A 14684-nucleotide genomic window follows, 5' to 3' on the forward strand; every position below is an offset into this window, starting at 1 on the left:
CAGGTGCAGGCGTCGGCGTCGGTACAGGTGCAGGCGTCGGCGTCGGTGCAGGTGCAGGGGTCGGTGCAGGTGCAGGCGTCGGCGTCGGTACAGGTGGCGGTGGTGGCGGCGTCGGCGTCGGCGGCGGCGTCGGCGTCGGCGTCGGCGCTGGGAAGTTGCCGAAGTTGATGCCGGTGACAATAGCGCCTGAAGTTAGGGCGATGTCGGCGGGTTGGGGTGTGCTTTGGGTGAACCCAGGTTGGTTGACTTCCCTGATGCGGTAGGTTCCCGGCGTTAGGTTCGCGAACAGGTAGTTGCCACTGTTGTCTGTGGTAGTAGTAACAGGATCAGGAGCAGTTCCAGCTACGACATTGGTTAACTGAATTTGGAAATTGGGTAAACCCGCTTCTCCAGCATCCTGAGTGCCATTGTTGTTAGTGTCTTGGAACTTCAGACCTTGGATCGCCCCGGGTTGCGGCAGGAAGTTGCCGAAGTCAATGCCTGTGACGTTATCAGAGGGATTAACCGTAACGGGGGCGGGGTTGGGGGTCGTCTGCGTCCAGCCATTTTGCTGGACTTCCCTTACCTGGTAAGTACCTGCGGGTATATCTCGGAGAGTGTAGTTGCCCGCTGAATCAGTGATGGTAGTCGGTTCGCCCTGCTGAAACAATCCATCCGGAGTGATACTATCGAGGAATATTTGCCAGTTACCTAGCCCCAATTCTCCGGCATCCTTAACGCCGTTGTTGTTGAGGTCATTGAATTTTTGACCGCTAATAGTGCTCGACTGGAAGTTGCCGAAGTTGATATTAGCGATGTCTTGACCGCTGGTGACAGTGATGTCATCCGGGTCGGGGGTAGTTTGCGTCCAAGTAGGCTGCAAGACTTCCCGCACCTTGTAGGTTCCTGCTGACAAATCAAGGAATTGGTAGTTACCGGCGGCATCGGTGAGGGTGTTCGGTTCCCCGGTGTCGAGAGTGCCGTTATCGTTGGTATCGAGGAAGAATTGCCAGTTGGCAAGCCCTAGTTCCCCGGTATCTTGTACCCGGTTGTTGTTGAGGTCATTGAACTTCAGACCACTAATCGAGTTGGGCTTGAAGTTGCCGAAATTGTTGTTTTGGGAGTCGGTGCCACTGGTGACGGCGATCGTAAACGCGCCGGAAAGAGTAGGCGTGGCTGCATTGACGGGGGGCACAGTTTGCGTCCACCCTGTTTGTGGCACTTCCCGCACTGTATAAGTGCCGGCTGGCAAGTTGGTGAACTGGTACTTACCGGCGACATCGGTGACGGCGGCGTTGGTGCCTGTTTCGGCTGGTACTGCGTCTTGCACGCCGTTGTTGTTGGCATCCAAGTAAATTGTCCAGCCTCCTAGAGGTTGTTCTGCTGGCAAATCTTGAGTGCCATTTTTGTTGAGGTCATTAAATTTGATCCCGCCGATTTTGCCTAGTTGGAGGTTGCCGAAGTCTTGAGCCGTAATGGGGGTGCCACTGACCGGGTTAATTGTATAAAAAGCCGGGCCGGCGGTTTGTGAGAATCCCGTCGGCACGTCCTCTCTCACAAAGTGCCGACCCGAGCCGACGTTGGCAAAGCTATACGTCCCAGGAGCCGCTGGCGCTGTTCCGGTACCTTGAAAGGCGATTTCCGCGTCACCGCTATCTAAAGTGCTGTTATCGTTAGTGTCTTTAAACAAGCGAACGATAGTGCCGTTGAGGGGGGTGTCGTCAGCAGAGAAGCCGTTGCCTGTGAGGTCGGTGAATTTGGTGCCACTAACGGTGATGTTTTGGAAAATGCCGAAGTTTTGACCGGTGACGGGAGTACCGCTTTGGGCACTAACTAGAATTGGGGTAGCGGGGAAAGAGATGCTGGAGTTGGCTGGAGCAGTGGCTTGTATCAGGTAATTGCCGGGGCCGATATCCGAGAATGTGTAATCTCCGGCTCCTGCAGTCGTTACCGGCGCGCCCACAACCGTATCTGTGCCGACTTCTAGCGTGTTGTTGTTGTTGGCGTCTTTGTATAAAGTGACCGTGACGCCGTTGAATGTGGTGTCGGTGGCAATGTCTAGGACTTTGTTGCCGGCGACATCGGTGTAGGTTTTGCCCGCGATCGATGTTTTCTGGAAATTACCGAAGTTAGCACCGGTAACATCAGCAGTACCAGTCGTCACCGTTGGTGCCAAAGTCTGCACCCAATCGGTTTGTAACGTTTCTGCGATCGCTGTATTGGCCTTAGTATCCGTGAGAGTGTATTGGCCCAGAGTGGCAGCAACGGCAGATGTTACATTAGTCTTCGTACCTGCGGTAATAGTCCAGCCGCCTAGACCTGGTTCAGTTGCCGCGGCACCTTGCAGGCTATCCCCGTTAAGGTCGTTGAATTTCTGACCCACGACCACGGGCCCGTACTCGTAAGCACCGATGTCAATATTCGGTTTGCTGACAAGAGTATTGTCAATTTTTCGAGGAAAGCCAGTACCGCGTTGGTCAAAAGCTGTCGCGCCCACTGCCGTTATTGTCGGGTCGCCCCCACCAATTGCAGGGTTGCTGCTAGTAGTAACGGGGCTGTTGTCAACTAGGGCAATGGTGAACGGGCCGGTAGTTGCACCGTTGAGTCCGGCAGAGGCGGCTGGAGCTAATACATTTGCCAAAGGAACCGCTAATGCCTGACCTGCGAAACCAGTGCTAGTGCCGAGAACCCCAACCAGGTTGTTATTTCCTGTGAATGTCCCTGTAACATCAGTGTCGGTAGTAGCAACGTTGCCAGCAACGATCGTGTTTTTGACTGTAACTGTACCGCCGTTGTTGTAAATTCCTCCGGCATTAGCAATCAGACTAGCCGGTGTGCCAACTGTGGCGGCTGTTGCAGAGTTATAAGCGATCGTGTTGTTAGTGAGGGTAGCTGTAGCACCTAAGTTGACGAAAATTGCACCACCTGCGGCTGTACCCGCACCTGCTGCAACATCACCAGCATTGCCACCCGTAACAGTGTTGCTATATAAGGTGCTGTTGGTCATGGTCAAAGTGCCACCGCCAACAAAAATCGCGCCGCCTAAACCTGCACCGCCGCCACCAAAGCCAATAGCACCTGCACCGCCAAAATTGCCCCCTGCGCTTGCACCATTGCCACTACCGCCACCGCCGCCGAAGCCGCCAATGCCGCCAGCGCCGATAGCACCAGGCGCCGCACCTGTACCAAAAGTACCGCCAGCACCACCGCCACCACCAAAGGTGCCAGCACCGCCAGCACCGCCATTGCCACCATTACCTTGAGTACCAGTACCAGCAGGACCGCCAACGCCACCGGCACCACCACCACCGCCGCCACTACCGACAACGCTACCAGCACCACCAGCACCACCAATACCACCAGCACCACCGTTTGTGCCGCCAACACCAGTACCGCCAGTGCCGCCAATACCGCCAGTACCGCCAGCATTACCAGTACCGCCAGCCTCGCCATCTTCGCCAACCCCACCGGCAGCGCCATTACTTGCTAGACCATTTCTACCATTTCTACCATTTGTCCCTGCTGTGCCTCCAAAGACAGTAGCCAGATCCGCGCTACCACCCTTGCCACCATTCCCAGCCACACCTGCACCGCCAACGGCAGAGTTATTAGAAAAAGTAACTCTGTCAACTGTGACTGTACCGTTGTTGATAAAAAGTGCGCCACCTAAGCCTGCAGCGCCACCACCACCGGTGGTTCCTGCGTTGCCTACTGCTTTTGCGGAATCAATGGTGAGGTTTGAGATGTTAAATGTTGTGTTATCAACTACGAAGGCACGGTTGTTATTGCCGCTGATCTTGAAACCACCGCCAACAATAGTGGTGGTGTCGGTAATTCTCGGCAATTGCCCTGCGAGGGTAATATCGGCAGTGAGAGTGATCGTGTCAATGCCACTGTTGATGTTGGCAACATTTATGGCATTTACCAGTCCGTTAAAGTCGCCAGTCGTTTGGTTCAAGTCAGCCAGTACGCCACTGTAAGCTTCCCTCGCCTCCGCAGAAAATGCCAAAGGTGTTTCAATATTTCCCGTAGTTACTTCGAGTTCCCAGTCTCCACCCAACGCAGCATTCCCTGTCAAGTTGTCGGAAGCGGCAATATTTGCTCCCGTGAGCTGGCTCAGCCTTTCCACGAAAGCCACACCTGCTTCTGTGGCGGCGACGTTGCAACCGTAAAGCAGAATTTCGGGTTTAGCTGTAATTGGAGAGTTAGAGTTTGCCTCGGCTGCTGGCAAAGCAAACCATGTTTCTAAATAATTGCGGTAGCTTTCAATGTTGCTGAGATTTAGTTCTGTTGCTCCCAGTTGCAAGCTGGCTGCTGCGCCGTGAGACAAAATGTGGACGGCTGCAATGTTTTGCCGCTGTTTAAGTGTTTCGGCGATTTGCTCGATGCCGTCGCGATCGCCTTTCAGAATAACAATTTCTGTATCGGGAGTGACCGTTTCTGTTAAACTTTCGCAATCTTTAACTTGTGAATCTGCAAAAACTATCTGGTGTTTCGGTTCTTTATAGAGTTCCACGTTTAAATTCTCCTGGTACACGCACACATCAAATTCATAGCACAAAGCAACCGCAGCAGCGATCGAGCTTTTTCCGGTGAGTGCGGATGAGAGTCGATCGCCCCTAATTTCACCTAACCTAACTTTGACCTAAATTTAATATTGACAAAAACCTTTTTTTATGCTCCCCTGCCCTAACTGAGTTAGTTTGATTGTTTAGAAGTTTTAAAGGGGGATATTGTTCCGGCTGTTACAACAATGTTGGAGAAGACTTGCGCGCTGTTTATTGATATGCCAGAGATGGAGAAAATACCAGATTTTATAAAAATTGTCAATCGAATAATGAACCGAGGGCGATCAATATTTGTTAGTCAAGAGTCATCAGTCACAGTTATTAGCTGTAAGCTGCTGTTATTTGGTAGTTGTTAGCTGCTGAATTATCGGTATGTGCGATCAAACCACCCCAATCAAATTGCTTGGTAGGGAGGAATGCAAGTCCTCTGAGTTTTATGAAGGCTTGCATTCCTCACTAGAAGCTTGATAACGGTTATTTTACCGGAATAGATATGCTGGCTCATGACTAACATTCCTGGAGACTATTAGACTCAATAAACCGGCTCGAAGAAAGAAAATTTGGCGTCGCAGTCCAGAATATTAAGTCCTCTTCCACTAGGGTGCGTGCAAGACTCACTAATTACCAAGTTTCTTCATCGGGATTATTGGAATTGCTCCAGATTTCCACATCTAAATCATTGAGATAAAGCAGAGCGCTTTCAATCTGTTTACTTGTACCATTAAGTTCCAAATCAAACCAGCCATCATCTAAAGTTTTGACACCTAACAAAGCTGCATTAAAATTCACCGTCAAACCGTATTCAGAAATCAAGTTAGATATCACAGGTTCCTGATGGTACTCTTTAGGAACACGAATGCGAATGCGGGTTTGAGTTGGTCTGCTGTCACCACTATCAGATTTGGGAATATCTGATTCTTGGGTTCTGTGAAAATTGCCGATCGCCTCAAATTCAGATTCGCTAGTGTTGTGAGCTAACATTTGGGCCTCCTAATGTTTGTTTGAGTTTACATTTTGCACCAATATCTTGTAGAGTGCGGATCAGCGAAATTTTCGATGTTCCAAGCAGATTGTCGATAGCCACGCACACTACTAATGACTAACAACTGCGTCTAGCCTACAGCCTAATGACTGATGATTATTCTTCAACCTCCTTAATGCTAGTTTTTCGTTCCAAAATCTCCTTAAGCACGAGGGTAATAACTCCTAAAAAACCTAGAACTACCGCCGCTGAAAATGCGGCTTGCGTCGCGTACTGCTTGTAAGCATCCTCTACAAACAAAGGCAAAGTTTGCGTTTTTTTAGCAATATTTCCCGATACCACAGAGACGGCTCCAAATTCTCCCATTGCTCTAGCATTGGTCAAAATTACTCCGTAAAGCAATCCCCAGCGAATACTGGGAAGCGTGACATTCCAGAAAATTTGCCAGTCATTTGCTCCCAAAGTTTTAGCTGCCTCTTCTTGATCTGTACCGACTTCTTCCAAAACAGGAATTACTTCGCGGGCCACAAAAGGCAAGGTAACAAAAGCAGTAGCCAGCACCATTCCAGGGAAGGCAAAAATAACCTTGATATTGGCCCCCTCCAGCCACGGCCCGAACCATCCCACGCGACCGTAAAGCAGTACAATCATTAAACCTGCAACTACGGGTGATATGGCAAACGGCACGTCTAAAATGCTGATTAATAGCGTGCGCCCGGGAAATTTATTGCGACCAATTACCCAGGCTGCACACAAACCGAAAACTGTATTTACAGGCACAACTATCAGAGAAATTATCAGGGTAAGTTGGGCTGCATGCAGAAAATCGGGCGAGGTTAAGTTAGAAAGAAATGGCTCAAATCCTTTTCGGAAAGCTTGGTAAAAAACGTTGAGCATGGGGATGAATAAGACGAGAGCAAGATAGGCGCTCGCAATTCCGATTAAAGTTGGTTTTACCCAGGCTTTCTCCTGACTCCGACTAGAACCCGCAGGCGGAAATTTGTAATCAGCAGGTGAATTGATATTAGCCGTCATAGCGTCTTCTCCATGCTTGTAATAGATTAATTGCGAACAGCATTGCTAGGGAAATACCTAACAGGATAGTGCCGATAACTGTTGCTCCTGCATAGTCGTACTGTTCTAATCTTTGAAAAATTAATACTGGAGCGATTAAATCTTTGAAGGGTATGTTAGAAGCTACAATTACAGTAGAGCCATACTCGCCAACCGCTCGCGAAAACCCGAGTGCAACTCCGGTTAAAATAGACGGAAATAGCGGTGGCAAAACTACTCGCCAGAAAGTTTGAAATTGAGAAGCACCCAAGCACCAAGCTGCTTCTTCGATGTCTTTTTCCATCTCGTTTAAAACTGGCTGTACAGTCCGCACGATAAAGGGCAAGGAAATAAAGATCATCGCTATTCCTACGCCCAAGCGAGTAAATGATATCTTGATTCCCAAGGGTGCAAACAGCCCGCCGATCCAGCCGTTATCGCTGTAAACTGTGGCGAGAGTTAAACCCGCGACGGAGGTGGGCAGTGCAAAAGGTAAATCGACTGCTGCATCGACAACCCGTTTTAAGGGAAAGTCGTAGCGGACTAATACCCAGGCAATTAATGTGCCGAATACTCCGTTAATTAATGCCGCCATTAAGGCCGTAAAGAAGGTGACATCGTAGGCGGAAAGAGCGATCGGACTGGTGGCAATTGCCCAAAATTCGGCGGGGTTTGCTGTGCTGGCTTTCAGCAGCATTGCTGCAACTGGGAGCAATAGCATTAAGCTGAGGTAGCCTAGGGTGATTCCCCAAGGTAATGTTATTTTGCCGATCGCCTTTTTGATATTGTCGATCGGAGACTCATGGTTGCTGGTTGGAGATGATACAGCCATAGGTGAATAGTTTTGAGTTGCCAAGAATAGTGAATCTTTTAGCTCCCCGACAACTTCGAGGAAGTCGGGGAGCTGAGCCTTCTGTTTTTTTACTGTTTAATTGAACCTTGGATTTTGTCAAAAACAGCTCCGTCATCGAAGAATTTCTGCTGAATATCTCCCCAACCTCCTAAGTCTTGAGCTGTAAATAGGGTTTTGATGGGGGCATATTTTTTGACAAATTCTGGTTCCGCCGCTACTGTCGCATCTACTGGGCGGAAGCCTACTTTGGCAAATTCTCGCTGAGCTTCTGGGGTGTAGAGAAACTTGACAAATGCTTCGGCGACTTCGCGAGTACCGTGTTTATCAACGTTTTTATCGACGATGGCGATCGGATTGTCGATCGAAACATTGACTTCGGGAATAGTATAAGTCGGTTTTTCGCCTTTCTCACCTGCCAGAAGAATCTCGTTTTCGTAGTTAATTAAGGCGTCGCCTTGCCCTTGTTTGAAAAATACATCAGTGGCTTCGCGGGCATCTTTAGTCAGAATCGGGACGTTTTTGTAGACTTTAGTAGTCAAGTCTAATGCTTTGGTTTCGTCTCCTCCGGTTTTAACAACCGAGCCCCAAAGTGCGAGGAAATTCCAACGGGCAACGCCTGATGTTTTGGGATCGGCAGTAATCACTTTTACTCCGTCTTTGCTTAAATCTTCCCAGGTTGTGATGCCTTTGGGATTGCCTTCGCGGGTAACTATTGCTCCTACCGATTTGCTGACTATGCCTTCGTTGGGAACTTCTTTTTCCCACCCAGGTTGAATTAGTCCGGCTTTTTCGATTTTTGCGGTGTCGAGGGCGAGGGCTAGGTGTACGATGTCTGCTTCTAAACCATCAATTACGGCCCGAGTTTGCGAACCGGAACCGCCGTAGCTTTGGTTGAAGGTGACGGTTTGACCTTTTTCTTTTTGCCACTGTTCTACAAATTTGGGAATTATCGCTTCGTGGGCGGCTTTGGTGACGGCGAAGGATACTAGGGTTAATTCTACGTTGCCTTTGTTGGCTGCTGGGCTAGCACCGCCTGCAGTAGTACCTCCTGGAGTGGCGGCGGGGTTGTTGGTGGTTCCCTGGCCGCAGGATGCAACGGCCAGACTTAATGTTATTCCGACTAAAAATAGGGACACAAATCTTTTCAGGGCAGTAAATGATTGATTTGTGCTGGCTGATGACTGTTGTCGCCAGCGAAGGTGTTGATTTAGGCGTTGCCACGGACTCATTATATTTGTTCCTCTAGAGAAAGTACGGTTATTGGGTCGGAATACCGTAATTATGGTTGTGAAGTACGATTATAGACAAGAGCGAGTCAAAAGGCAACAAAAAAAAAGAATTGGAGGAACTCAGGGTCGATCGCATATTCTGATGTCTTTTCCCTCGGTGCTTTCGATCCAGATTTGGGGTAAAATGTAAAGCGTATAAATACTATTATTGAGTTAAGGTGCTCAACTTGCGCGGCTGCACGATACACCCTACGATTACCATCGGCCGATCGCCCAAATGTAATAGCCCTGCCAAGAGTCGCCGCCCCAGCGAGATATGCCTGACTCGCGCGATCGCCCTTAACTAAGAAAAAGTTTTAACTGGTATGTCCTTACCCCGCCCAGTCTCAGACACCCTAATTGAACTGTTGAAGCCTGTAGCCTCTGAATTGGGAGAAAGATTGGGAGCAAGCGCTGTCAACGAACGGTATGCAGAAATTGAGCCGTCTGGTTCTTCAGCTTTGAACCAGCAAATCAAAAAAGACCCGCGCTGGATTAAAGCCCAAGTGCGATATTTGCAGCGGCAGCAGGCCAGAGAACAAGAATTAATCGCCCTCGCCGGCGCAGAAGAAAGGGTAAAGGAAGAACGGGCTAATCGAATTAAGGCACAAGAAGTAAGAGATAAGCGGGCAATTAGCCGGCTTTGCCGCGACTTAATGCGGGAGTTTCAATCAGAAGCAATTCGAGTTAAGCTGAGCGAAATTCAAACTATTTGGGACAGGGACAACTGGTTTTCTAATTTGAGCAGACAGGAAACTGAACAGATTTTGCAGCAGCAGCAGCACCGATTGCTGCTGTTAGTTGCTCCCGCAAAAATTAGCCAAGATTGCCCTGATTCGTTCCGCCACAATCTGAATATCGAGCTGCCGGCTAAGTTAAGAGCTTTTTTGAACCAACACTACCCCCCCCATGGAGAGTTGTGCCCGGTTCAGTTTTACGGAGACTATTTCAAAAAAGCGATTTCTGATATTGATGTGGAGCGGTTGCAGACAGTGTTGTCTCCCGTACCTACAGCTATACTTTACAGTGATATCAGCGATTATGAAGTTAATTTTCATGTGGGTTTTTGGGGAGTCATCAATCAGAGCGTTTCTCTAGTGGCGATGCAGCCTTGGAATTGGGAAGAAGTTTATCACCAATTGGAGGCGGAGGGGAAAGACAAAAAGCTGAGTCTGCGGATTATTAGACAAATAATTGTGACTATTCACAAGTTATTGGCGGCTTTTTTAGCTGATTTGTATTATTTAAATATCGATTTTACTCACGAACCTCAGTTATTTAAATTAGAGGCGGAATTTGCTCAGGAATGGTTTTCTAAAGATTGGGCCCAACCGTATATTGAAACTCTTAAAGAAATTCAGGAGCAGCAGCGAATAGTCTATAAGGGAGAGATGCGGCGGCTGGCGCTTCGAGAGGCGAAAGCTAAGGCGGAACGCCAGCGTTTGGAGGAAGCTGAACTCAAACGCAGACAGGAAGTGGAGGCGGCATCTAAACGGGCAAAGGAATTAGCTCACAAATTAACACATCAGAAATGGCGGTGTGTGTGTACGCTGCCGGGACATTCATCGTTTGTGAATTCTCTGGCTATTAGTCCTGATGGCAAAATTCTGGCTAGCGGTAGTTGGGATAAAACTATTAAGATTTGGAATTTAGAAACAGCGGAATTAATTGGCACTCTGACGGGACATTCCGATCGCGTAAATTCCGTTGCTATTAGCTATGACGGAAAAATGTTGGTCAGCGGCAGTTCAGACGAAACCATTAAGTTTTGGAATTTGCACACCGGTGATTTGCTGTGTACTTTTCCGGGACATTCTATGGAGGTGAATTCGGTGGCGATTAATCCGAAGCGCCTGGTAATTGCTAGCTGCGGCGGGGCTGATAATACGATTAAGCTTTGGAATTTGCGGAGTGGTGAGTTGCTGCGGACTTTGAGGGGTCATTCTGACAATGTGAATGCGGTGGTTTTTAGCCCGGACGGTCAAATATTGGCGAGTGGCAGTTCGGATGCAACGAGCAAGGTTTGGGATGTGGAAAGCGGCAAGTTGCTGCGGACTCTTTCGGGGTTGAATGTTGGGGTGAATTCGGTGGCGATCGCGCCAGACGGTCAGATTCTTGCTAGCGTGAGCAATGATTATACGATTAAGCTGCGGAATTTGCATACGGGCAGTTTGTTGCGGATTTTAAATACTAATTCTGGAAGGGGAAAGGGTGTAACGAATTTAGGAACGAATGAGGCGGTGCATATTTTGCAGAATTATGTGAGTCGGGGCGAGTCGGTTGCTATCAGTCGGGACGGTTTGACTTTGGCTAGCGGGTGCGATGATAATACGATTAATATTTGGAATTTGCAGACGGGGGAGTTGTTGACAAGTCTTAAGGGACATTCGGGTACGGTGTACTCGGTGGCGATCGCACCTTCGGGCAATTTGCTCGCCAGCGGCAGTGCGGATCAGACGATTAAGATTTGGCGCTGCGATTAGTTAATTGGCAGTGGGCAAACAATTTCGGTTTTGCCCTTACGGGGAGCGGTTTTGAGCGAATTAGAAAAAAAAATGGCTGGGGGGGTTGCGCTGATGACTATAAGTTTGCTATATTAAGTTTCACTGCTGGTGTAACTCAGTTGGTAGAGTAGCTGATTTGTAATCAGCCTGTCGCAGGTTCAAATCCTGTCACCAGCTTTATAGCAGTTTTAAATCGGATTAAATACAGTAGGGACATGGCACTGCCGTGTCCCTATCTGATATGTGCTATTTTGTACCTTTGGGGCGGGGTCGCGTGCCCACCCCACAAGAGTTTCCCGAAAAATAGGTGCACAATTTAAATGTGCGACAAATTACAAGGCTTAACCTAACGCAGCGCAGGCTTTTTTCAACCATTCATTTGCTGCTGCATCAAGTACGGGTTCCAGTTTCTCGACTACCGAAGCGTGATAGTTGTTCAGCCATGCGAGTTGAGCCTTTGACAGCCGATCGACATTTATCAATTTGCGCTCAAACGGAATATACGTCAGCGATTCAAATCCGTACCAAACCGAACCGTTTTTTGATGGCATTTCCCTGACAACATAAAGATTTTCGATGCGAATTCCGCCCCATCCCGGTTCGTAATATCCCGGTTCGATGCTAGTTACCATTCCGGCTTCTAGGGGATATTGTACCGATTTGCTGATGCCGTTTGGCCCTTCGTGACCGGCTAAAAACGCGCCGACTCCGTGCCCCGTGCCATGTCCGTAGTCTAGCTGTTCTTGCCATAATACCGCACGGGCGATCGCATCTAATTGCGCTCCCGTTGTTCCTTTGGGGAATTGCTGCATTGCACAGTTGATGTGCGCGATTAAAACTGTGGTGTAGTGTTCTATTTGTAGCGCCGTCGGTTCTCCGATACTTACTGTTCTCGTATCGTCAGTTGTACCTGCTAAATATTGCGCGCCTGAGTCAAGCAGCAGCAATTCTCCGGGTTTTAAGGTGACTTCTGGGCTGGGGGTTCCATAATGTACGATCGAGCTATTGGCTCCCGCACCTGCGATCGTTCTAAAAGTTAAAGTCTGAAAATCAGTTTCTTCCTGGTAAAATCTTTCGATGCTTTCTTTGACATCAAACTCTGTCAACACCTTACCATTTTCTAGCTGTTCATTCAACCACTTTAAAGTCAAAGTTTTCGCTCGACTTGCTTTGAAATTGGCTGATTTCATCTGCTCGATTTCTACGGGATTTTTGCGAGCTTTCATCCCTTCTACCGGATGCGCCTCAAAAACTATTTCGATGTTGTATAACTGCGCTTCTTCCTGGTTTAAGATTAACTGGTACGTGCCTGCTGTGCTGTGTTTGGGATCTAAAAGGACCCGAACTTTATTTGGCAAATTTACGCAAGTTGTTAAGGTATGCGGATAGTCTGCGTAGGGAAGCAAAGTTACATCCGCCCGCAATTCTTGCTTGATTTCTAGTGAAATTCGTTCGGTATTTGTAAACAAAAACGCTGAATCTGTGGTGACAATGGCATAGGATATGAAAATGGGAATGTGGGGAATATCTGAGCCTCGCAGATTGAATAGCCACGCTATTTGATTCAGGTTGGTAATCGGAAGCACATCGATGTTGGCTTTTTGCATCGCTTCCCTGACTCTGGCTAATTTTTCGGCGGCGGTTTCTCCTGTCAGGGATACAGGTAAGCTAAATATGGGCTCTGCATCAATCGCGGGTAAAGTCTCTGCTGTTTGCCAAGGAGTTTGCGATCGCACTTTGTCTGTCAAATTCTCCCGGATGGGTATGAGCTCAATCTCCGCATTCGCGAATTTTTTCACCCAATTTTGATATTGCTCTGTCGCTACTGTAAACGGGTCAAAACCCAGGCGAATTTTAGTTGATTTTTCTGCCGATTCTACCGCCAGTTTTTCTAAAGTTTCAATTAAGGTTAAATTTCCTTCTAAGCCTAGTTTCGATATTTGAATAATTCCAGTATCGACTTGCAATTCGGCTTGTTCGTAGTAGCGGGAATCCACAAACAACCAAGCGGAATTTTTGCCAACCAACAAATCACCAGCAGAACCAGTAAAACCGCACATCCAAGCTCGCCGCTGCTTGGCTGCTGGAACTGATAAATTTAAGTGTTCGTCAACCGCTGGGATGTAATAGCAATCTAAGTCATAATCTGCCATCAAATCGCGCAAGTCTGCCAGTCTTGCAGCGGAGGTATCTTGGATATTTGTATTTGCTTTTAAGTTAGTGGCAACCATGTTAAATTTTCCTATTTTACTTGTTTAAAATTGTCTTCAGACCTTTAACTAATCTCCTAATACCTGCGGTGGCGGTTGCTTTCTCCAAAGCACCGTAAGCAACCCGCAAATAGCAGCCGCTATCCATGCCGAAGGTTGTACCGGGAAGCACTGCTACGTGATATTCGCGAATTAATTTTTCTACTAATTCCATTGTATCGATTTCAGTATCAACTTTCAAGAAAAAGTAAAATGCTCCGCAGGCTGGGGAAATTGTACACAAATTTTGGATGGTATTGAGTTCGTCTAATACGAGTTGTCGCACAGATGCGATCGCCCTTACATAATTATCGCAGTAACCTCTACCAACTTGCAAGGCTCCCAAGGCTGCATACTGAGAAATTACTGGGGGACAAATTAAGATTGTATCTTGAATTTTTCTCACTGAAACGAGCAAATGTTCTGGGATTACCATATACCCGATCCGCCAACTCGCAAAACCGTAGGCTTTGGAAAGGCTAAACAGAGAAATTGTATGTTCGCTGCTATTGGGAAAAGCGGCGGGCGAACAGTGTTTGACGCCGTTATAAGTAAAATATTCATAAGCTTCATCGCTGATGTGATAGATGTTGTGCTGGCGACAAATTTCGTTGACTTCCCGGAGTGCTTCGGAAGGATAAACAACACCAGTGGGATTATTGGGGGAAATCGTAACTATGGCTCGCGTTTTGTCAGTAATGGCTTTTTTTATAGCATCGATATTAAGTTGATATTTGTCGTCTGTTTCTACTATCACGGGTCGGCAATTTGCCATAATTGCCGCCATTTCGTGGTTAAAGTAATAAGGTGATTGGATTATAACTTCGTCCCCCGCCAAAGTGATAGCGAGAAGGGCATTGGTAAATCCCATGTTGCTGCCGGCGGTAACGACAATGCAGTTTTTGCTATTAATATCTATGTCGTTATCTGTTTTGAGTTTAGCTGCGATGGCATCTTGTAATTGTGGAATTCCTTCCACGGCTTTGTATTTGTGATTGTCTGGATTTGAAAAGAATTCGGGAATTTTTTCAAATGATTCTTGTGGCGGATTGTAGTAAACTACGCCTTGTCCTAAAGATATTGTTCCCGGATTTTGGCGGATCAGTTCGCCAACTACTGGAATTATGGGCGACTGCACCGATTGCATTCGAGTGGGGTAATTTTTCATATAATATTTGTTTCTTGGGAGGGTTTGACTAAATTATAGATTGAAAATAGCGATCGTGCT

The 14684-nt window shown here is 47.7% G+C and carries 8 protein-coding genes and 1 tRNA gene; 2 read left to right on the forward strand and 7 right to left on the reverse strand.

The genetic code is table 11. The annotated features are described in order from the left end of the window. The 5 genes from QUA77_RS01360 to QUA77_RS01380 form a co-directional block, all read right to left on the reverse strand. The coding region (locus tag QUA77_RS01360) for a DUF4347 domain-containing protein (RefSeq protein ID WP_333449010.1) at positions 1-4495 on the reverse strand (4495 nt) is incomplete at its 3' end. A gap of 673 nt (positions 4496-5168) precedes the next feature. After that, positions 5169-5528, reverse strand: a complete 360-nt coding sequence (locus QUA77_RS01365; protein ID WP_333039208.1) for an NIL domain-containing protein — start codon at positions 5526-5528, stop codon at positions 5169-5171. A gap of 157 nt (positions 5529-5685) precedes the next feature. After that, a complete protein-coding gene (gene cysW / locus QUA77_RS01370) occupies positions 5686-6564 on the reverse strand; it encodes a sulfate ABC transporter permease subunit CysW (RefSeq protein ID WP_333449011.1) in 879 nt (292 codons plus the stop codon). Further along, positions 6554-7414: a sulfate ABC transporter permease subunit CysT gene (gene cysT / locus QUA77_RS01375; RefSeq protein ID WP_333039210.1), complete on the reverse strand. Its 861-nt coding sequence runs from the start codon at positions 7412-7414 to the stop codon at positions 6554-6556. The genes cysW and cysT overlap by 11 nt, the downstream gene beginning before the upstream one ends. An 89-nt stretch (positions 7415-7503) precedes the next feature. After that, positions 7504-8664, reverse strand: a complete 1161-nt coding sequence (locus tag QUA77_RS01380) for a sulfate ABC transporter substrate-binding protein (protein WP_333039213.1) — start codon at positions 8662-8664, stop codon at positions 7504-7506. A gap of 365 nt (positions 8665-9029) precedes the next feature. Here QUA77_RS01380 and QUA77_RS01385 point away from each other — a divergent pair, with 365 nt between their 5' ends. Together QUA77_RS01385 and QUA77_RS01390 are read left to right on the forward strand one after the other, a co-directional pair. Further along, positions 9030-11186, forward strand: coding sequence for a WD40 domain-containing protein (locus QUA77_RS01385; RefSeq protein WP_333449012.1), 2157 nt, complete (start codon positions 9030-9032; stop codon positions 11184-11186). A gap of 125 nt (positions 11187-11311) precedes the next feature. After that, positions 11312-11384: transfer RNA gene (locus QUA77_RS01390), tRNA-Thr, on the forward strand. 164 nt (positions 11385-11548) lie between these two features. Here QUA77_RS01390 and QUA77_RS01395 read toward each other — a convergent pair. Both QUA77_RS01395 and QUA77_RS01400 read right to left on the reverse strand, forming a co-directional pair. Continuing rightward, positions 11549-13438, reverse strand: a complete 1890-nt coding sequence (locus QUA77_RS01395) for an aminopeptidase P family protein (RefSeq protein ID WP_333449013.1) — start codon at positions 13436-13438, stop codon at positions 11549-11551. 16 nt (positions 13439-13454) lie between these two features. Beyond that, positions 13455-14624 carry a pyridoxal phosphate-dependent aminotransferase gene (locus QUA77_RS01400; protein ID WP_333449014.1) on the reverse strand — a complete coding sequence of 390 codons (1170 nt, stop codon included), beginning with the start codon at positions 14622-14624 and terminating at the stop codon, positions 13455-13457. Between the last annotated feature and the right edge of the window lie 60 nt (positions 14625-14684).

Source organism: Microcoleus sp. K5-D4, from assembly GCF_036704575.1.
Lineage (GTDB): Bacteria > Cyanobacteriota > Cyanobacteriia > Cyanobacteriales > Microcoleaceae > Microcoleus.

What these genes read in the sequence shown, in the direction of transcription:
- QUA77_RS01380 (WP_333039213.1), bottom strand. Translation starts at nt 8,664, where the DNA reads ATGAGTCCGTGGCAACGCCTAAATCAACACCTTCGCTGGCGACAACAG.
- QUA77_RS01365 (WP_333039208.1), bottom strand. Translation starts at nt 5,528, where the DNA reads ATGTTAGCTCACAACACTAGCGAATCTGAATTTGAGGCGATCGGCAAT.
- QUA77_RS01395 (WP_333449013.1), bottom strand. Translation starts at nt 13,438, where the DNA reads ATGGTTGCCACTAACTTAAAAGCAAATACAAATATCCAAGATACCTCC.
- cysT (WP_333039210.1), bottom strand. Translation starts at nt 7,414, where the DNA reads ATGGCTGTATCATCTCCAACCAGCAACCATGAGTCTCCGATCGACAAT.
- cysW (WP_333449011.1), bottom strand. Translation starts at nt 6,564, where the DNA reads ATGACGGCTAATATCAATTCACCTGCTGATTACAAATTTCCGCCTGCG.
- QUA77_RS01400 (WP_333449014.1), bottom strand. Translation starts at nt 14,624, where the DNA reads ATGAAAAATTACCCCACTCGAATGCAATCGGTGCAGTCGCCCATAATT.
- QUA77_RS01385 (WP_333449012.1), top strand. Translation starts at nt 9,030, where the DNA reads ATGTCCTTACCCCGCCCAGTCTCAGACACCCTAATTGAACTGTTGAAG.